At 65.5% G+C, this 19,008-nt stretch carries 12 protein-coding genes and 3 pseudogenes; 5 read left to right on the top strand and 10 right to left on the bottom strand.

Annotated elements, in window-relative coordinates:
- The first annotated feature begins 85 nt into the window (after positions 1–85).
- The gene (locus FOM02_RS20865) at positions 86–2,455 is read left to right on the top strand and encodes a xanthine dehydrogenase family protein molybdopterin-binding subunit (RefSeq protein ID WP_265442107.1); all 2,370 of its coding nucleotides are present in this window, start codon (positions 86–88) and stop codon (positions 2,453–2,455) included.
- A gap of 55 nt (positions 2,456–2,510) precedes the next feature.
- Here the strand turns inward: FOM02_RS20865 and FOM02_RS20860 are convergent, their stop codons facing one another.
- Together FOM02_RS20860 and FOM02_RS20855 are read right to left on the bottom strand one after the other, a co-directional pair.
- Entirely contained in the window at positions 2,511–3,953 is a 1,443-nt protein-coding gene (locus FOM02_RS20860; protein WP_084334115.1) for a DUF5107 domain-containing protein, read from the bottom strand.
- Positions 3,954–4,754: a hypothetical protein gene (locus tag FOM02_RS20855; RefSeq protein ID WP_027557449.1), complete on the bottom strand. Its 801-nt coding sequence runs from the start codon at positions 4,752–4,754 to the stop codon at positions 3,954–3,956.
- 107 nt (positions 4,755–4,861) lie between these two features.
- Here FOM02_RS20855 and FOM02_RS20850 point away from each other — a divergent pair, with 107 nt between their 5' ends.
- The 3 genes and pseudogenes from FOM02_RS20850 to FOM02_RS20840 all read left to right on the top strand — a co-directional run bounded on the left by FOM02_RS20850 (position 4,862) and on the right by FOM02_RS20840 (position 8,319).
- On the top strand, positions 4,862–5,365 hold the full coding sequence (locus FOM02_RS20850; protein ID WP_265442106.1) for a YaiI/YqxD family protein: 504 nt from the start codon (positions 4,862–4,864) through the stop codon (positions 5,363–5,365).
- Between the two features lie 2 nt (positions 5,366–5,367).
- A complete protein-coding gene (locus tag FOM02_RS20845; protein ID WP_027557447.1) occupies positions 5,368–7,179 on the top strand; it encodes an ABC-F family ATP-binding cassette domain-containing protein in 1,812 nt (603 codons plus the stop codon).
- Positions 7,180–7,240: 61 nt separating this feature from the next.
- Positions 7,241–8,319, top strand: a pseudogene (locus tag FOM02_RS20840) (D-TA family PLP-dependent enzyme).
- 99 nt (positions 8,320–8,418) lie between these two features.
- On the opposite strand, the gene FOM02_RS20835 reads toward FOM02_RS20840, so the two are convergent.
- From FOM02_RS20835 to FOM02_RS20800, 8 genes and pseudogenes are all read right to left on the bottom strand, one after another.
- Positions 8,419–9,639 carry an NAD(P)/FAD-dependent oxidoreductase gene (locus FOM02_RS20835; RefSeq protein ID WP_084334165.1) on the bottom strand — a complete coding sequence of 407 codons (1,221 nt, stop codon included), beginning with the start codon at positions 9,637–9,639 and terminating at the stop codon, positions 8,419–8,421.
- Positions 9,636–10,553 (bottom strand): SDR family NAD(P)-dependent oxidoreductase, encoded by a 918-nt coding sequence (locus FOM02_RS20830; RefSeq protein WP_027557444.1) that lies wholly within the window; start codon positions 10,551–10,553, stop codon positions 9,636–9,638. Before FOM02_RS20830 ends, FOM02_RS20835 begins: the two co-directional genes overlap by 4 nt.
- Before the next feature lie 221 nt (positions 10,554–10,774).
- Positions 10,775–11,254 (bottom strand): MaoC family dehydratase, encoded by a 480-nt coding sequence (locus tag FOM02_RS20825; protein ID WP_027557443.1) that lies wholly within the window; start codon positions 11,252–11,254, stop codon positions 10,775–10,777.
- Positions 11,255–11,384: 130 nt separating this feature from the next.
- The gene (locus tag FOM02_RS20820; RefSeq protein WP_027557442.1) at positions 11,385–13,100 is read right to left on the bottom strand and encodes an AMP-binding protein; all 1,716 of its coding nucleotides are present in this window, start codon (positions 13,098–13,100) and stop codon (positions 11,385–11,387) included.
- Positions 13,101–13,232: 132 nt separating this feature from the next.
- Positions 13,233–14,126, bottom strand: a pseudogene (gene mmsB / locus FOM02_RS20815) (3-hydroxyisobutyrate dehydrogenase); the annotation flags it as partial.
- 19 nt (positions 14,127–14,145) lie between these two features.
- On the bottom strand, positions 14,146–15,213 hold the full coding sequence (locus tag FOM02_RS20810; RefSeq protein WP_027557440.1) for an enoyl-CoA hydratase/isomerase family protein: 1,068 nt from the start codon (positions 15,211–15,213) through the stop codon (positions 14,146–14,148).
- Positions 15,210–16,355, bottom strand: coding sequence for an isobutyryl-CoA dehydrogenase (locus FOM02_RS20805; RefSeq protein ID WP_027557439.1), 1,146 nt, complete (start codon positions 16,353–16,355; stop codon positions 15,210–15,212). The genes FOM02_RS20810 and FOM02_RS20805 overlap by 4 nt, the downstream gene beginning before the upstream one ends.
- A gap of 121 nt (positions 16,356–16,476) precedes the next feature.
- Positions 16,477–17,974 (bottom strand): annotated as a pseudogene (locus tag FOM02_RS20800) (CoA-acylating methylmalonate-semialdehyde dehydrogenase).
- 102 nt (positions 17,975–18,076) lie between these two features.
- Here FOM02_RS20800 and FOM02_RS20795 point away from each other — a divergent pair.
- Positions 18,077–18,985, top strand: coding sequence for a LysR family transcriptional regulator (locus tag FOM02_RS20795; protein ID WP_027557437.1), 909 nt, complete (start codon positions 18,077–18,079; stop codon positions 18,983–18,985).
- The last annotated feature ends 23 nt before the right edge of the window (positions 18,986–19,008 follow it).

Raw genomic sequence — 19,008 nt, 5'->3', positions numbered from 1 at the left:
GGCCCGTGGGTTATCTGAAAGGGGGTCCGGCCCCCTCCAGGCGCCCCGCGAAATCGCGCAAATGCCGGCTTTTCAGGTCATTTCCATGCAAGAACACACCAAATCCTCCACGCTCGAAAACGCTATTGCACTGCAAAAATACGGCGTCGGGCAGCCGGTCCGCCGCAAGGAAGACGACACGCTGGTGCGCGGCAAGGGTCGCTATACCGACGATTTCAACCTGCCCGGCCAGGCCTATGCCGTGATCGTCCGCTCGACCCATGCCCATGGCGTCATCCGCGGCATCGGCATCGACGCCGCCAAGGCGATGCCGGGCGTGCTCGGGGTGTGGGCCGGAACCGACCTCGATGCCGCCGGCTATGGCCCCTTCACGTGCGGCCTGCCGCTGAAGAGCCGCGACGGCTCGCCCCTGCCACGACCAACGCCAGCCGCTGGCGACGACAAGGTCCGCTTCGTCGGCGATCCCGTCGCCTTCGTGGTGGCGGACACGCTGGCCCAGGCGCGCGATGCCGCCGAGGCAGTCGAGCTCGATATCGAGCCGCTGCCCGCTGTGACCGATCCCGAGGAAGCGGCCCAGCCCGGCGCGCCGCAGCTTTACGACCACATCCCGAACAACGTCGCGCTCGACTACCACTATGGCGACATGGACAAGGTCAATGCCGCCTTCGCCAGCGCCGCCCATGTCACCAGGATCGACATCGAGAACACCCGCGTCGCCGTCGTCTCGATGGAGCCGCGCGTGGGGCTCGCCTCCTACGACAAGACAACCGAGCGCTACACCATCCAGATGCCGACGCAGGGCGTTGCCGGCAACCGCGCCAACCTCGCCAAGAACCTGAAGGTGCCGAACGAGAAGGTGCGCATCCTCACCGCCAATGTCGGCGGCTCCTTCGGCATGAAGAACGTCAACTACCCCGAATACATGTGCATCCTGTACGCGGCGAAGGCGCTCGGCCGCCCGGTGAAGTGGCTGGACGAGCGCTCGACCAGCTTCCTCTCGGACAGCCACGGCCGCGCGCAGAAGATCCACGCCGAGCTCGCGCTCGATGCCGAGGGCCATTTCCTCGCGGCAAAGCTGTCCGGCTACGGCAATCTGGGCGCCTACATCACCGGCGTTGCGCCGGGGCCGCTCTCACTCAACACCGGCAAGAATTTTTCAAGCGTCTACCGCACGCCGCTGATGGGCATCGACATCAAGACGGTCTTGACCAACACCACGCTGATGGGCGCCTATCGCGGCGCCGGCCGGCCCGAGGCGAACTATTACATGGAGCGGCTCATCGACCGCGCCGCCGACGAGATGGGCATCAACCGCCTGACGATGCGCAAGCGCAACTTCATCAAGCCGAACCAGATGCCCTTCCCCGCCTCCTCCGGCGTCACCTATGACAGCGGCGACTTCCAGGCCGTGTTCAACAAGGCGCTCGAAATCTCCGACCACGAGAATTTCGCCAAGCGCAAGAAGGAGAGCAAGAAGGCCGGCAAGCTGCGCGGCATCGCGGTCGGCTCCTATCTCGAGGTCACGGCGCCGCCGAGCGTCGAGCTCGGCAAGATCGTGTTCGATCCTGACGGCACCGTGCAGCTGATCACCGGCACGCTCGATTACGGCCAGGGCCATGCCACACCGTTCGCGCAGGTGCTGTGCGACCAGCTCGGGGTGCCCTTTGAGAACGTCAAGCTGGTGCAGGGCGACAGCGACATCGTCCACACCGGCAACGGCACCGGCGGATCGCGCTCGATCACCGCAAGCGGCATGGCGATCGTGGGCGCCGCCAAGCTCGTCATCGAAAAGGGCAAGCGCGCCGCTGCGCACATGCTGGAAGCGTCCGAAGCCGACATCGAATTCGAAGGCGGCAGTTTCACCATCGCCGGCACCGACCGCAGCATCGACATCATGGAGCTCGCCAGGAAGCTGCATGACGGCAAGGTGCCGGAGGGTGTGCCTGACAGTCTCGACGTCGACCACACCAGCGAGCCGGTGCCGTCGGCCTTCCCGAACGGCTGCCACGTCGCTGAAGTCGAGGTCGATCCGGACACCGGGGTGGTGCAGATCGTGCGCTACAGCGCGGTCAACGATTTCGGCACGGTGATCAACCCGTTGCTGGTCGCGGGCCAGCTCCACGGCGGCGTGGTCCAGGGCATCGGCCAGGCGCTGATGGAGCACATCCGCTACGACGAGAGCGGCCAGCCGATCACGGGCTCGCTGATGGACTACGCCCTGCCCCGCGCCGAGGACGTGCCGAACATGACGGTCGGCGATCACCCTGTGCCCGCCACGACCAATCCGCTCGGCAGCAAGGGCTGCGGCGAAGCCGGCTGCGCCGGCAGCCTGTCGACGGTGGTGAACGCGGTGCTCGATGCGCTCTCCGACCACGGCATCAAGCACATCGACATGCCGCTGACCCCGGAGCGCGTGTGGCGCGCGATCCAGGATGCGAAAGGCAAGGCGGCCTAGGCGAGTTCCGCGCTCCTGATAACGCCGGCGGCTTCGACCGGCATTTCGAAAGAGATCACTTGATCGCCGTTTCGGCGGCGATCAACTCTTTTCCCTCGGTGGTCGTGATCGTAAGCCGTATCTTTTCCCCGCTGCGGCCGTCGGCAATCGCTGCCGCAATGCGATTTCCGTTGCTCGGATCGGCGCTCACGGCCCCGCTGAACACAGTCGTGTCACCTCGTTTCAACGTGACAAGCAACGGGATGGCCGGTTCGATGCTGAAGAACTCGAGAACGGCGCGAGACGCCTCGGCCGAGAAATTGATCAGGATTTTCTCGTTCGCATGCGTCACGTTGCTCATGCCGACGGTTGGGCTGTAGGTTTCCGGAGTCGACACCTCGCTGCGTGCGGGAAAGTCTGCGCTGTGGAAAAACTGGTCCGACACGCCCGCCCATAATTCGACGTAGGGCCGCCACTCGTTCGGATCCTTCCGGGCATCGGTTTCGCCGGTCAGCGAAGGAAACCCCCACGTCCACATTTTCAAGCCCCGCGTGAGGGTATTGTCCGCAATGCGAATAATGCCTTCTGCGTTGTCATGGTTGATGACGCCCCAGAAATTCCCGCCCTGCATATCTGGTGCAGCATAGGCGATGCCCATCGTTGGCCAGTTCTTGAAGTAGCGCAGCTTTTCGAAGCGCCGCCTGTCCATACCCGCGCTCTCGTCGCCGTCTGCCAGATTGGCCGACCAGGCAGGCGTCGTGTAAGTTCGGATCGGCGCGATGATTTCGGCGCCGCCCGTTGCCCTCAGATTTTTCGGCTCCGATCCCGGAGCGAGCGTCGTGCACGTCCAGTACTCGTATTGAACAGCCCTGTCGTTCGGATTCTTCAGCACCACGCGCGCATCGAGTGCGGCACGATCGGCCTTCAGCGTAACGTAGTAGTTCGCCTCGATGCCGGTCGCGCCCCTGAACTTGCTGGGCCGCGCGGAATAGTCGAAGTCATCCTGGAACGACATCACGATCGTGACTTCGTCGGTGCCCTCCTTCACCACCCGGAAAGCCCACGGCTTCAGCCACGTCTTGCCATGCTCGGCATCCGGGAACGTTGGGAAGATTCCGCCGTACACCATCAGCCAGTCGTAGTAGAAATTTCCGGCCTTCATGCCGTAGGGCACTCCGACTTCCGTTCGATAAAGCTGCTCGTGGCCGGTCGGCTTGTAGACCATGGAAAGAATACGCCCTCCGAATTCGGGCACGAGCGTTACCTTCAGATATCGGTTCTCAAGCACGTAGGATTTGAAATTGCGTTCGACGATCGTGCTCTTGTCGAGCGATCCGCTGACAAAGCCATTCTCCGCATCGACGGCGAACTTGACGGTGCTCCACGTCGTCGTCTGCTCGCTGAGTGACACACGATCGGGCACCGGCGCGGCGGCGTGCACAACGCAAAGCCGACAGAGCGACAAAAGGAGTGCTATTCCAAGACAAACGAGGGCACGCAAGGAGACCTCAACTGGCATTCAGGCCACCGCCTGCTCGCGCGGCTGGTAGATCGCGGTGTGCTGGCAATGCGCAATCGGGGTCGTGCCGTTGGCAACGACCAGCGCGTCGAGCTCGACGAAGCGGTGGCCTTTCTTCTCGTAATTCGCGGTGACTTTCGCCCGCGCGGTGATCTCGTCACCCGTTTGCGCGGCGGACAGCAGCTGCATGCGGCTGCCGACATGGATCCATGGGCCCAAAATCGTGTTGTCCACCAGCACGCGGTTCATCACGCGCTGGATCAGGCCGGGGTGGCCGAGCCCGTCGCGCGCGAAGACCGGGTCGGTCTCCCTGATGTCGGCGAGATAATCGGCCGCGTCCTGCCCGGCCCAGCGGCGCGGGATCGTGCCGAGCCATTTGCCGGTCTCGAAAGTCGCGGGGCTGACGGGCTTGCGTTCGGCTACGACCGGCACCGCCACATAGTCCTTCAGCGACACCACAGGCGCAGCCGCCGGCAGCGAGGCCGTCCCCGTCGCGCAGAGCTCGGTGCGGCTGAAGACCTCGATCGTGAGCAGGCCGTTGTGCTCGGTCGCATCGACATCGGCGGTCTCGCCGTCATAGACCGGCTTGATGAAGCGGGCCTCGACCAGCCCGCGGGAGAAGAAATCGCGGCCCCAGCGGGCGATCGGCACGTGCATCATGTAGGCGAAGACGTCGACGCCCGGGACCAGCCCGCCGGAAAAGCCGAAGCGGCGCGCCACCGTATCGTCATGCATCTTGTTTTCGGACTGTTTTGCGGTGTTGTAGGCCTCGACGCGCCAGGTTTCGAGCCGGTTCGGCATGGGGTCATCTTCCCTGTGTTTTTGTTGTTTCGGGGCCGATCGTAGGCCCCCGGGAACAGCGGTCAATCCCCTCGCCTTTGGGGCCCGAATGGGGTACCACGCGGCCAATGACTGACACCCCCACCCGCATCTATGTCGACGCCGACGCCTGTGCGGTGAAGGACGAGATTTATCGCGTCGCGCTCCGGCATAAGGTGCCTGTGAGCGTGGTCGCCGGCAACTTTATCCGCGTGCCGCAGGACCCGATGATCGAGCGTATCGCCGCCGGCACCGGCATGGACGCGGCCGACGACTGGATCGCGGAGCGGGCAAAGCCCGGCGACGTGGTCGTGACATCAGACATTCCGCTCGCTAGCCGCTGCGTCAAGGCGGGCGCCGACGTGATCGCGCCGAACGGGAAACCGTTCACCGAGGAATCGATCGGGATGACGCTGGCGCTCCGCAACCTGATGACGGATCTGCGCTCGGCCGGCGAAGTCACCGGCGGTCCGCGATCGTTCGCGCCGCGCGACCGTTCCGCCTTCCTCTCGGCGCTCGACCAGACGCTGCGCCGGATCCAGCGCCGCCGCACTGACGCGGCCGCCACGAGCCAGAATCTGAGTCAAGGCTGATCATGGCGCCGCCGCTGATTCAACTGAAAGACATCAAGCTCACCTTCGGCGGCACGCCGCTGCTGTCGGGCGTCGAGCTCAACGTCGCGCCGTCCGAGCGCGTCTGCCTGATCGGCCGCAACGGTTCGGGCAAGTCGACACTGCTGAAGATCGCGGCCGGCCAGATCGAGCCCGATAGCGGCACGCGTTTCGTCCAGCCCGGAGCCACTGTGCGCTATCTGCCGCAGGAGCCGGATTTCGGCGACCACAAGACCACGCTCGCTTATGTCGAGTCTGGGCTCGCCCCCGGCGACGACCAGCACCAGGCACGCTACCTGCTGGAGCAACTCGGCCTCACCGGCGAGGAGAACCCGCACAATCTCTCCGGCGGCGAGGCCCGCCGCGCGGCGCTGGCCTACGTGCTCGCGCCCTCGCCCGATATCCTGCTGCTGGACGAGCCCACCAACCATCTCGATCTCGCCACCATCGAATGGCTGGAGCAGGAGCTCGACGGCCGCCGCAGCGCGCTGGTGATCATCAGCCACGACCGCCGCTTCCTCACCAACCTGTCGCGCTCGACCGCCTGGCTCGACCGCGGCAAGATCAAGCAGATCGACCGCGGCTTTGCCTCGTTCGAGAGCTGGCGCGACGAGGTGCTGGCCGAGGAAGAGCGCGACCAGCACAAGCTCGACCGCAAGATCGTGGACGAGGAGCACTGGCTGCGCCACGGCGTCTCCGGCCGGCGCAAGCGCAACGTCAAGCGTCTCGCCAATCTGCACGCGCTGCGCGACCAGCGCCGCAACTATCGCGGCACCGCCGGCGCCGCCAGTCTCGCCGCGGCGGAAGCCGAGCAATCCGGCAAGCTGGTGATCGAGGCCAAGGGCATCACCAAGGCCTATGGCGAGCGCAAGATCGTCGAGAACTTTTCGACCCGCATCCAGCGCGGCGACCGGCTCGGCGTCATCGGCCCGAACGGCGCCGGCAAGACCACGCTCGTCAACCTGCTCACCGGCGCGGCGGAGCCTGATTCCGGCATCGTGCGGCTCGGCGCCAATCTGGAGACGGCCACGCTCGACCAGCACCGCGAAAGCCTCGATCCCAAATCGACGCTGGCCGAAGCGCTGACCGGTGGCCGTGGCGATCAGATCATGGTCGGCGGCAAGCCGAAGCACGTCGTCGGCTACATGAAGGACTTCCTGTTCGCCCAGGAGCAGCGCGGTACGCCGGTGGAGGTGCTCTCCGGCGGCGAGCGCGGCCGGCTGATGCTGGCGCGGGCGCTGGCCAAGCCGTCGAACCTCCTGGTGCTGGACGAGCCGACCAACGATCTCGACCTGGAGACGCTCGACGTGCTCGAGGAAATGCTCGGCGATTACGACGGCACGGTCATCCTGATCAGCCATGACCGCGACTTCCTCGACCGCGTCGTCACCTCCGTGATCGCGCCCGAGGGCAACGGCAAGTGGATCGAATATGCCGGCGGCTACAGCGACATGCTGAGCCAGCGCGGCGCGGATCTAAAGCGCGAGACGGCGAAGGCGCAGCCTGTTGCAGAAAAGAAAGAGGAGCGCGCCCCTGCTCCGTCGTCCGCGCCCAAGCGCAAGCTCAGCTTCAACGAGAAGCATGCGCTGGAAACATTGCCGAAGAGGATGGACACGCTTCAGGCCGATATTGCAAAATTGCAGCGCGTGCTCGACGATCCCAACCTCTACGCCAAGGATCGCAAGACATTCGACGACACGTCGGCTGCGATCGCCAAGGCGCATGAAGAACTGTCCGCCGCCGAAGAGCGCTGGCTCGAACTGGAAATGCTTCGCGAAGAAATAGAGCAGGCCTGAATCGTAGGATGGGTAGAGCGCAGCGAAACCCATCCTACGGGTCCGGAAATAGAGAGATCATATGACCACTCCCCTCGCCGCCAAGATCGCCCGCGAATACGGCACGCCCTGCGCCGTCATCGACATGGACAAGGTCGAGCGCAACATCGCGCGCATCCAGAAGGCCTGCGATGATGCCGGTGTCGCCAATCGCCCGCACATCAAGACCCACAAGAACCCGACCATCGCCAAGATGCAGGTCGCGGCCGGCGCCAAGGGTATCACCTGCCAGAAGATCGGCGAGGCCGAGATCATGGCCAATGCCGGCATCGACGACATCCTGATCAGCTACAATCTGCTGGGCGAGGAAAAGATGGCGCGGCTCGGCGCGCTGAATGCCAAGACCAACATGACGGTCGCCGCCGACAATTCGACCGTGGTGGCCGGCCTGCCGAAGGCGCCGCAGCTTCCGGCCGCCCGCTCTCGGTGGTGGTCGAATGCGACACGGGCCGCAAGCGCGCGGGCGTCGAGACGCCCGCGGAAGCGATCGCGCTGGCACACGAGATCGCGGGGTCGAAGGGGCTCGAATTTGCCGGCTTCATGCTCTACCCGACCGAGACAGGCTGGGGCGATGCGCAGAAGTTTTTCGACGAAGCGCTCGCCGGCGTGCGCGCGCACGGGCTCGATGACAAAATCGTCTCGACTGGCGGCACGCCGAACCTCGTCAACCTCGGCAAGCTCAAGGGCGGCACCGAGCACCGCTTCGGCACCTACATCTACAACGACCGCATGCAGGTCGCCGCCGGCTCGGCCACCTGGGATGACTGTGCTCTGCACATCTATTCGACCGTGGTGAGCCGCGCCGCGCCCGAGCGCGGCATCCTTGACGCCGGCTCGAAGACGCTGACCACGGACACCGGCGGCCTCGACGGCCACGGCCTGATCCTGGAGCACCCCGAAGCCAAAATCGCGAAGTTCGCCGAGGAGCACGGCTTCCTCGACCTCTCCCGCAGCAATACGCGCCCGAACGTCGGCGACGTCGTCCGCATCGTGCCGAACCACGTCTGCGTCGTCGTCAACATGATGGACGAGGTGGTGATGGTGCGCGGCGAGGAGATCATCGGCACCCTGCCGGTCGCCGCGCGGGGGAAGCTGCGGTAGGGCTGCGCTGCGGTAGGGTGGGCAAAGCGAAGCGTGCCCACGACTTCTCGTCGCAATTTCGAAAGATGGTGGGCACGGCGCTTCGCGCCTTTGCCCACCCTACGATTTCTTGAGCCAGCTTAGCACCCCCCTGCCCGCGGCCGCCCCTGTCGCGAACGACGCCTGCAGCAGATAGCCGCCGGTCGGGGCTTCCCAATCCAGCATCTCGCCGGCGGCGAACACGCCGGGTATTCTGCGCAGCATGAACTGGTCGTCGAGCTCGTCGAAAGCGACCCCGCCGGCGGTCGAGATGGCGCGGTCGATCGGGGCGACGCCGGTGAGCTGAACCGGAATCGCGTTCACCAGATGCGCAAGCTCCGGCGGCGAGAACGAGGCCAGTTGCCGCCCCGACGCAATGGCTGCCTCCTGCATCAGGCCGATACCGACGGGTGATAGTTGCGCCGCCTTGCGCAGGAAGTTTGCAAGGGACTGCTTGCCGCGCGTGCCTGACAGGCGCGTGGTCAGCCCGGCGGCGTCGAGGTCCGGCCGCAATGCGATAGTCAGCTTCGCCTGCCCGAGGCCCAACACCGCCTCGCGCAATTCGGCCGACAGCGCGTAGATCGCGCCGCCCTCGATGCCACCGCGCGTGATCATCGCCTCGCCGCGCACGGTGTGCGCGCCGATCGTCAGCGCCACGCCCTTGAGCGGCTGGCCCTCGAAACGGCCGCGGAACAATTCGGACCATGCGACCGTGAAGCCGGAATTGGCCGGCCGCAGCTTTGAGATAGCGATGCCTTTCGCCGCGAGGATATCGACCCAGCCCCCGTCCGATCCGAGCCGCGGCCAGCTTGCGCCGCCGAGGGCCAGGGCGGTGGCGCCAGCCCCGATGGCGACCGTGCCGTCAGGTGTTTGAAACTGGAGCCGCCCCTCAGCATCCCAGCCGGTCCAGCGATGCCGAAAGGCAAACCGGACGCCGGCGCTATCGAGCCGCCGCAGCCAAGCGCGCAGCAAGGGCGAGGCCTTGAACGCCTTTGGAAACACCCGCCCGCTGCTGCCGACGAAGGTCGGCTCGCCCAGCGCTTCGCTCCAGGCGCGCAGCGCGTCGGGCGGAAAGGCCTCGATTGCGGCTTGCAGCCCCGGCGCGGCCTCGCGATAGCGCGCCATGAACTCCCGCAGCGGTTCGCTGTGCGTGAGATTGAGCCCACCCCGGCCTGCCATCAGGAATTTGCGGCCCGCTGACGGCATCGCGTCGTAGACGGTGACGCGGGCGCCGTCCTGCGCCAGCACCTCGGCCGCCATCAGCCCGGCGGGACCGGCACCGATGACGGCGACGTCAGTCAGAGCTTGATCCCCGCCCGTGCCGCGGCTTGCGCCACGTATTTCTGCGTCTGCTCGAACGCGCCCTGCAACGCCCTGGCCTTCGACATGTCGCTGATCTCCGCGAAATGCGCGGCGATCGCATCGGGCGTCCACTCGGACTCCGGCAGGTTGATGCCTTCGCTCTCGATGATCCTGATCACGGCGAAGGAGCCGGCACCGGCGCCCATGATGGTGCGGGTCGGCGCGTCCTCGCTCAGCATGTACTCGACCGCGGGCGTGATCGCGTTCGGCTTCATCAGCTGCAGCGCCTGCGGCGGCAGCAGCTCTTCGGTCATGCGGGTCGCCGCGGTCGGCGAGATGATGTTGACGCGGATGTTGTTCTTGCGGCCTTCCTCAGCGAGCACGTTCATCAGGCCGACCATGCCGGATTTCGCCGCGCCGTAATTGGCCTGGCCGAAATTGCCGTAGAGGCCGGAGGACGAGGTCGTCAGCACGATCCGGCCGTAGTTGCGGTCGCGCATGCCGGCCCAGGCCGCCTTGCAGCAATAGAACGTGCCGACGAGGTGCACGTCAAGCACCTTCTGGAAATCGGCCGCTTCCATCTTGCCGAACGACTTGTCGCGCAGGATGCCGGCATTGGCGCACATCAGGTCGACGCTGCCCCACTCCTTGGTGGCGCGCTCGACCATCGCGGTGACCTGCTCGAAGTTCGAGACGTCGGCGCCGTCGGCCATCGCGGTGCCGCCGGCTTTGCGGATCTCCTCGACCACGGCTTCCGCCGGCGAGAGCGAGCCCCCGGTGCCGTCACGCGCGCCGCCGAAATCGTTGACCACGACCTTTGCGCCGCGGCTGGCGAGCGCCAGCGCATGCGCCCTGCCGAGACCATTGCCCGCGCCGGTGACGATGGCGACGCGTCCGTCGAACCTGATTGCCATTGTGCTTCCTTTCTTCCTTCTCCCCTTGCGGGAGAAGGTGGCGCGAAGCGCCGGATGAGGGGTTGTCTCGGCAGATGAGCGAGTGGACTCACCCGGCTTCATCTCGCTCCGCTCGATTTCGCCACCCTCTCCCGCAGGGGGAGAGGGCGCACCGAGCGTGGATTATGCAGCTTTTGAGCAGCGATGGGTTGCCGGGTCAAGCCCGGCAACGACGCCTCAAGTCAGGCGAAATAGATCAGGCCGAGCCAGTCAGCGACCAGCGCCGGCTTGTCCTCGCCTTCGATCTCGACCGTCACGTTGGTGCGGGACTGGAGCTCATTGGGCTTGCGCAGCTTGGCTTCCGCTAGCACGAAACGGCCGCGGACGCGCTTGCCCGAGCGCACCGGCGAGATGAAGCGCAGCTTGTCGAAACCGTAGTTCACGCCCATCGTGGTGCCCGCGATCACAGGCATCACCTCGTAGGACATGATCGACAGCAGCGACATCGTGAGGAAACCGTGCGCGATGGTGGTGCCGAACGCGGTCTCCTTCTTGGCGCGCTCCGGATCGACATGGATGAACTGGTGATCCTCGATCACGTCGGCATAGGTGTCGATGCGGGGTTGATCGACCAGGTGCCATGACGATACGCCGATCTCCTTGCCGACCATGGCCTGATAGGCCTCCAGCGTAATCGGCGGCTTCTTCCAGACTTCGTTCATTACTAGCTCCTCATGCCGTCATTCCGGGGCGATGCGGAGCATCGAGCCCGGAATCCGTCGCGCCGCAGAACCTGGTGCGAAATGGATTCCGGGCTCGCGCTTCGCGCGCCCCGGAATGACGAAATCTCACTTAAGTTTCGCCCCGTGTTTTCGGCAGCTCCGGAAAATCCTCCTCGCGGAATTCCCGGCCGCGTAGCGGATCATTGCGATCATCGTCGCGTTCGAGCCGTCGTAGCTGCACGCGGCGGATTTTTCCAGAGATCGTCTTCGGCAACTCGGTGACGATTTCTAGCCGGCGGATGCGCTTGAACGGCGCAAGGCGCGTGTGCAGGTGCTGGAAGATCGAGAGCGCCGTCTCCGGTGTTCGCTCCGCGTCCGACGTCAGCAGCACGAAAGCCTTGGGGATCGCGAGCCGGATCGGGTCCGGGCTCGGCACCACCGCGGCTTCGGCGACGAGCTCATGCTCGAGCAGCACACTCTCCAGCTCGAACGGGCTGATGCGATAGTCGGACGATTTGAACACGTCGTCGGAGCGGCCGACGAAAGTGAGATAGCCGTCCTCGTCAGCGAAGACGACGTCGCCGCTGCGATAGAGCTCGCCCTCGGCGCCCGAGAGCTTGCCGTCGTCGCCCTGATAGCCCTGCATCAGGCCGGCCGGACGGTCCGCGCCGAGCAGCAGCGCTACCTCGCCCTCCCGGGCAGGATGGCCGTCGGCATCGCTGACCTGCACGCGATAGCCGGGCAGCGGGCGGCCCATCGAGCCGACCTTGATAGGCTGCCCCGGCGAGTTGCCGGCAAGCGCGGTGGTTTCGGTCTGGCCGTAGCCGTCGCGGATGGTGAGGCCCCAGGCCGCCTGCACCTGGTCGATCACTTCAGGATTGAGCGGCTCGCCTGCGCCGCAGACTTCGCGAAGGGTCACCTTGAACGAGGCCAGGTTCTCCTGGATGAACAGCCGCCACACCGTCGGCGGCGCGCACAGCGTGGTGACGCCGCAGCGGCCGATGGTGGCGAGCAGTCCTTTGGCATCGAAACGCGGCTGGTTGACCACGAACACGGTGGCGCCCGCATTCCACGGCGCGAAGAAGCAGCTCCAGGCGTGCTTGGCCCAGCCGGGTGACGAGATGTTGAGATGGACGTCGCCGGGCTTGAGCCCGATCCAGTACATGGTGGAGAGATGCCCGACCGGATAGCTGCGCTGGCTGTGCCGCACGAGCTTTGGCTTTGCTGTGGTGCCCGAGGTGAAATAGAGCAGCATCGGGTCGTCGGCGTTGGTCGGGCCGTCGGGCGTAAAACTCTCGGGCGCTTTCGCCGCCTCGTCATAGGCAAGCCAGCCATCCGAGGCAGCGCCGACCACGATGCGCACGACATTCTCGGCGCCAAGGCTTGCGAATTTCGCGACCTGATCTTCGGCCGCCACCACCGCCTTGGCCTTGCCGCGATCGAGCCGATCGCGCAGTTCTTCGGCGGTGAGCAGCGTGGTTGCGGGAATCACGACGACGCCGAGCTTGATCGCCGCCAGCATCGTCTCCCACAACGGAACCACATTGCCGAGCAGCAGCAGGAGATGATCGCCGCGCCTCAAACCCTGCGCGCGGAGGAAATTCGCGACCTGGTTGGAGCGCTGCGAGAGCGCCGCGAAGGACAGCTTGGTCTGCTTGTCCTGCGCGGCATCGACGATCCAGAGCGCGGGGCGATCCTTGGCGTCGGCATCCTTCGCGAGCTCGTCGAACCAGTCGAGCGCCCAGTTGAAGGGAACTGGATCGGGCCAGCGGAAGCCTTTGACCGCTGTCTCGTAATCCGTGCGGTTATGAAGCAGAAACGCGCGCGCTTCCTGAAATGTCGTCATGGTCCGGGCCCGTCGAATTGATCTTCGAGCGTAGCCCGGATGGAGCGAAGCGCAATCCGGGGCCGGTCGCGCCATTCGAGGGAACCGTCCCGGATTTCGCTTCGCTCCATCCGGGCTACGGGCAAAGCCTCGCTATTTTCCAGCGAGGCTGCGAACGTGCTTGATAATTCCGGAAAAATCCACCCCGCCCTGGCCGGCTGCGTCGAAAGACTGATAGATCTCCTGCGCATGCTTGCCGAGCGGCGTCGCGGCGCCCGCGGCCTTGGCAGCGTCCTGCGCCAGGGTCAGGTCCTTCACCATTAGCGCCGAGGCAAAGCCCGGCTTGTAGTCGTTGTTCGCCGGCGAGGTCGGCACCGGGCCCGGAACCGGGCAATAGGTCGTCAGCGACCAGCACTGGCCCGACGAGGTCGAGGCAACGTCGAACAGCGCCTGGTGCGAGAGGCCCAGCTTTTCGCCGAGCGCAAATGCCTCGCTCACCGCGATCATGGAAATGCCGAGGATCATGTTGTTGCAGATCTTGGCGGCCTGCCCCGCGCCGGCGCCGCCGCAATGGACGATCTTCTTGCCCATCTTCTCCAGCACGGGCTTTGCCGCCGCGAACGCGCCCTCCTCGCCGCCGCACATGAAGGTCAGCGTCGCGCCCTTGGCGCCGCCGGTGCCGCCGGAGACCGGCGCGTCGACCGAGAGCACGCCGTTCTTGGCGGCGAGCGCATGCGCCTGCCGCGCGCTCTCGACGTCGATGGTGGAGCTGTCGATGATCAGCGCGCCCTTGGTCATGGCAGGAACGACCTCGTTCCAGACGCCGAGCACGTGCTTACCTGCGGGGAGCATGGTGACGACGACATCGGCGCCCTTCACGGCTCCGGCCGCGCTGTCGGCGATGCCGGCGCCGTCAGCCTTTGCCTGGTTGCGGGAGGCCTCGACCAGGTCGAACGCCACCACCTTGTGGCCGGCCTTGACGAGGTTGGCCGCCATTGGGCCGCCCATGTTGCCGAGACCGATGAATGCGATCGTGGTCATTGTCGTTTCCTCCGCTGTCGCGTTGTTAGTTAAACTTCAGCTCATCAGTGCCGATCTCGGCGAGATACGGCGCCAGCATCTCTTGCGTGACATCCTCGATCCGCGGCGGCGACCAGGTCGGATTGCGGTCCTTGTCGATCACGGCGGCGCGCACGCCCTCGCGGAAATCGTCGCTGCGGAAGACCTCGCATGCGGCGCGATATTCGCGCACCAAGCACTCCTCCAGGCTCGACGCTGTACGCGCGAGCCGCAAGAGCTTCAGCGTCACTACCATCCCGCGCGGCGATTTTTCGTTGAGCGTCTTCAGCGTGGCCAGCGCAAACTCCGAACCGTCGCGCTTGAGCGCGGCAAAAATGTCTTCCATGCGATCGAAGCCGAACAGCGCGTCAATGATCGGCTCCTTGGCGGCGACCGGCCCCGCAGTCTCGCCGGTCGCAAAACCGTTGATGAGCTTGGTGACGTCGGCAGCCGTCGCGCCCCGGCGAACCTTGGTCAGCGCCTCGCGCAGCTCCGGCCACTTGGCGGCCAGCACCACGGCGTCCGCAAATTTGGCGTGGATCGCATCGGGGCCGTTCATGGTCTGGCCGGTCAGGCCAAAATAGGTGCCGATCTCGCCGGGCGAGCGCGACAGCAACCAGGTGCCGCCGACATCGGGGAAGAAGCCGAGCCCGACCTCGGGCATTGCCAGCTTGGTGCGATCGGTGACGACACGATGGCTAGCATGGCCCGACAGCCCGACGCCGCCGCCCATCACGAGGCCGTCCATGAACGCGACATACGGCTTCGGGTATTTCGCGATCCGCGCATTCATGACGTATTCCTGGCGCCAGAACCGCGCGCCGAGATCGCCGCCTTCGCGCGAGCTCTCCCAGAGGCCGCGGATGTCGCCGCCGGCACAGAGGCCGCGCTCGCCGGAGCCTTCGAGGATGATCACTGCGACTTCAGGATCAGTCTCGAACCTATCGAGCGCCGCGTCGATGCCCTCGGACATCTCCAGCGTCATCGCGTTGATCGCCTTCGGGCGGTTGAGCCGGATCACGCCCGCCGCGCCCTCGCGGCGAACGATGAGATCGCCCTCCTCCACTGCACTCATCGCGCGCCCTCGATCAGTTTGCGCGCCACGATGAGCCGCATGATTTCATTGGTGCCTTCGAGGATCTGGTGCACGCGCAGATCGCGCACGATCTTCTCGATGCCGTATTCGCTGAGATAGCCGTAGCCGCCGTGAAGCTGCAGCGCGTGGTTGGCGACCTCGAAACCGACATCGGTGCCGAAGCGTTTCGCCATCGCGCACAGCATGGTGGCGTCGGGGTCCTTGCGGTCCAGCGCCGCCGCAGCGCGCCACAGGAACGTGCGCGCGGCCTCGAGTTCGATCGCCATGTCGGCAAGGCGGAATTGCAACGCCTGGAATTCGTCGAGGCGCTTTCCAAAGGCCTTGCGCTCCTTCATGTAGGCGCGCGCCTTGTCCAGCGCAGTTTGGGCGCCACCCAGAGAACACGCCGTGATGTTGAGGCGGCCGCCGTCGAGGCCCGCCATCGCGATCTTGAAGCCGACGCCCTCTTCGCTGAGCCGATTGGCGACCGGGATACGAGCGTTCTCGAACATCACCGCGCAGGTCGGCTGCGCGTTCCAGCCCATCTTGCGCTCATTGGCGCCGAAGGACACGCCCGGCGTCTTGCCATCGATGACGAGGGTCGAGATGCCGCCGGGGCCGTCGCCACCGGTGCGAACCATGGCGACCAGCAGATCAGTGCCGCCTGCGCCGGAGATGAACTGCTTCTGGCCGTTGAGGACGTAATGATCGCCGTCGCGCACGGCGCGGGTGCGAAGCGCCGCCGCGTCCGAGCCGGCGCCCGGCTCGGTCAGGCAGTAGCTTGCGATCAGCTCCATGCTGCACAGCTTCGGCAGCCATTGGTGGCGCTGGGTGTCGCTGCCGTAGGCATCGATCATCCAGCTTGCCATGTTGTGGATGGAGATGAAGGCCGAGGTGGTCGGGCATCCCGTCGCCAGCGCCTCGAAGATCAGCGCCGCGTCGAACCGACTCATGGCGGAGCCGCCGACATCGTCGCGGATGTAGATGCCGCCCATGCCGAGGCTTGCTGCCTCGCGCATCACGTCGACGGGAAAGTGCTTCTCCTCGTCCCAGCGCAGCGCGTGCGGCGCGATCTTCTCCGCCGCAAACGCCAGCGCCATCTCGCGAACCGCGACCTGATCCTCGTTCAGAGCGAACTGCATGCTGGGCTCCTCACCTTCCTCGTCATTGCGAGGAGCGAAGCGACGAAGCAATCCAGGCTGCCTCTGCGGAAAGATTCTGGATTGCTTCGCTGCGCTCGCAATGACGGGCTGGGCAACAGCCCTACTTCATCAGCGGGATCGAGAACTCCGCGCCTTCCTTGACGCCGGACGGCCAGCGCGAGGTCACCGTCTTGGTCTTGGTGTAGAAGCGGACCGAGTCCGGGCCGTGCTGATTGAGATCGCCGAAGCCGGACTTCTTCCAGCCGCCGAAGGTGTAATAGGCGATCGGCACCGGGATCGGCACATTGATGCCGACCATGCCGACATTCACCTTGGCCGCAAAGTCGCGGGCGGCGTCGCCGTCGCGGGTGAAGATGGCAACGCCGTTGCCGTAATCATGCTCGGACGGCAGCGCCAGCGCTTCCTTGTAGTCGTGCGCGCGCACGACCGAGAGCACCGGGCCAAAAATCTCTTCCTTGTAGATCCGCATGTCCTTGGTGACGTTGTCGAACAGCGAACCGCCGAGATAGAAGCCGTTCTCGTAGCCCTGCATCTTGAAGCCGCGGCCGTCGACGGCGAGCGTCGCGCCTTCCTTGATGCCGATGTCGATGTAGCTCTTGACCTTCTCGACCGCGTCACGCGTGACCAGCGGACCATAATCGGCCGACGGATCGATCGAGGTGCCGATCTTCAAGGACTCGACGCGCGGGATCAGCTTTTCCATCAAGCGATCCGCGGTGGCCTTGCCGACGGGCACCGCGACGGAGACGGCCATGCAGCGCTCGCCGGCCGAGCCGTAGCCGGCACCGATCAGCGCGTCCACGGCCTGGTCCATATCGGCGTCGGGCATGACGATGGCGTGGTTCTTGGCGCCGCCAAAGCACTGGCAGCGCTTGCCGGTCTGGGCCGCGCGCTCATAGATGTACTGCGCGATTGGCGTCGAGCCGACGAATCCGACGGCCTTGATATCGGGGTCATCGAGGATGGCGTCGACCGCTTCCTTGTCGCCGTTGACGACGTTGAGGATGCCGGCCGGCAGGCCCGCCTCGATCATCAGCTCGGCGAGCAGCATCGGCACGCCAGGATCGCGTTCCGACGGCTTGAGGATGAAGGCATTGCCGCAGGCGATGGCGGGCGCGAACTTCCACATCGGGATCATCGCCGGGAAGTTGAACGGCGTGATGCCGGCAACGACGCCGAGCGGCTGGCGCATGGAGTAGATGTCGATGCCGGGGCCTGCGCCCTCGGTGTACTCGCCCTTCATCAGGTGCGGGATGCCGCAGGCGAATTCCGCGACCTCGAGGCCGCGCTGGATGTCACCCTTCGCATCGGGAACGGTCTTGCCGTGCTCGCGGGCGAGAAGCTCGGCGAGCTTGTCGTAATCGCGCTGCACCAGCTCGACGAATTTCATCATGACGCGGGCGCGGCGCTGCGGGTTGGTCGCGGCCCACTCGGGCTGCGCTGCGCGCGCGTTCTCGACGGCGGCGCGGACCTCGGCCTTGGACGCCAAGCGCGACCTTGGCCTGGACGTCACCGGTCATCGGCTCGAAGACGTCGGCGGTGCGGCCGGAGGTGCCCTTCACTTCCTTGCCACCGATGAAATGTCCGACTGAACGCATGGAATGATCTCCTTGAGGGCGAGCTTGAACGCTTTGACAAATCCTATTGACCTGCATTTTATAGGATTCAAGTCTGAGATATTGCACCATAGATGTGCGAAAATGCTGGATCAAGGTAGCATCGACTGGGACGACTTTCGCTTCGTGCTGGCCATCGTGCGGGGCGGCTCGGTGTCGGCTGCGGCAAAACAGCTCGGCGTCGATCATGCAACCGTGATCCGCCGCGTCGACCGCCTGGAAAAGCACCTCTCGGCCAAGCTGTTCGACCGGCGCAAGACCGGCTACCTCCTGACCGAGGCCGGCCAGCGCGTCGCTGACAGCGCGGAAGCGATGGAATCGACCATCGTCGCCAACCAGGAGCAGGTCGGCGGCTCCGTGGCACGGCTGACCGGCACGGTGCGGATCGGCGCGCCCGACGGCTTTGGCACCGCATTCCTGGCGCCGCGGCTGGCGCCGTTCGCGGACCGCTATCCCGACCTCGATCTGCAACTTGTGGCGACCGCGCGGCTGTTCAGCCTCTCCAAGCGCGAAGCCGATATCGCCATCAGCCTCACCATGCCGAAGGAAGGCCGCATCGTCGGCCGCAAGCTGCTGGATTACCGCCTCGGGCTTTACGCCGCGCCCGCCTATCTCGACCGCTTCCCGACAATCGCCTCGCGGCAGGACCTGCCGCAGCATCGTTTCGTCGGCTACATCGAGGAGCTGCTGTTCACGCCCGAGCTCGACTATCTGCCGCAGGTGTCGCCGCGGATCTCGGCCCGCTTCCGCAGCGCCAATCTGATCGCGCAGCTCAATGCCACCCTCGCCGGCTTCGGCATTGCGGTGCTGCCGCACTTCATGGCGGCCGACTATCCGCAGCTCGTGGCGGTGCTGCCGGAGGAGATCTCGATCACGCGGACGTTCTGGATGCTGATGCACGCGGACAGCAAGGACCTCGCGCGGATCCGGGCGGTTGCGGATTACATCGGCGAGATCGTGGAGCGCGAGCGGGCGTTGTTTGCGGGGCGATAGCACCGGTCCACAGGGTGGGCAAA

It is taken from the genome of Bradyrhizobium sp. SEMIA (assembly GCF_014844175.1).
Classification (GTDB): domain Bacteria; phylum Pseudomonadota; class Alphaproteobacteria; order Rhizobiales; family Xanthobacteraceae; genus Bradyrhizobium; species Bradyrhizobium arachidis.
Note: the sequence above shows the minus strand (reverse complement) of the source record. Positions and strands in the feature narration are given on the sequence as shown.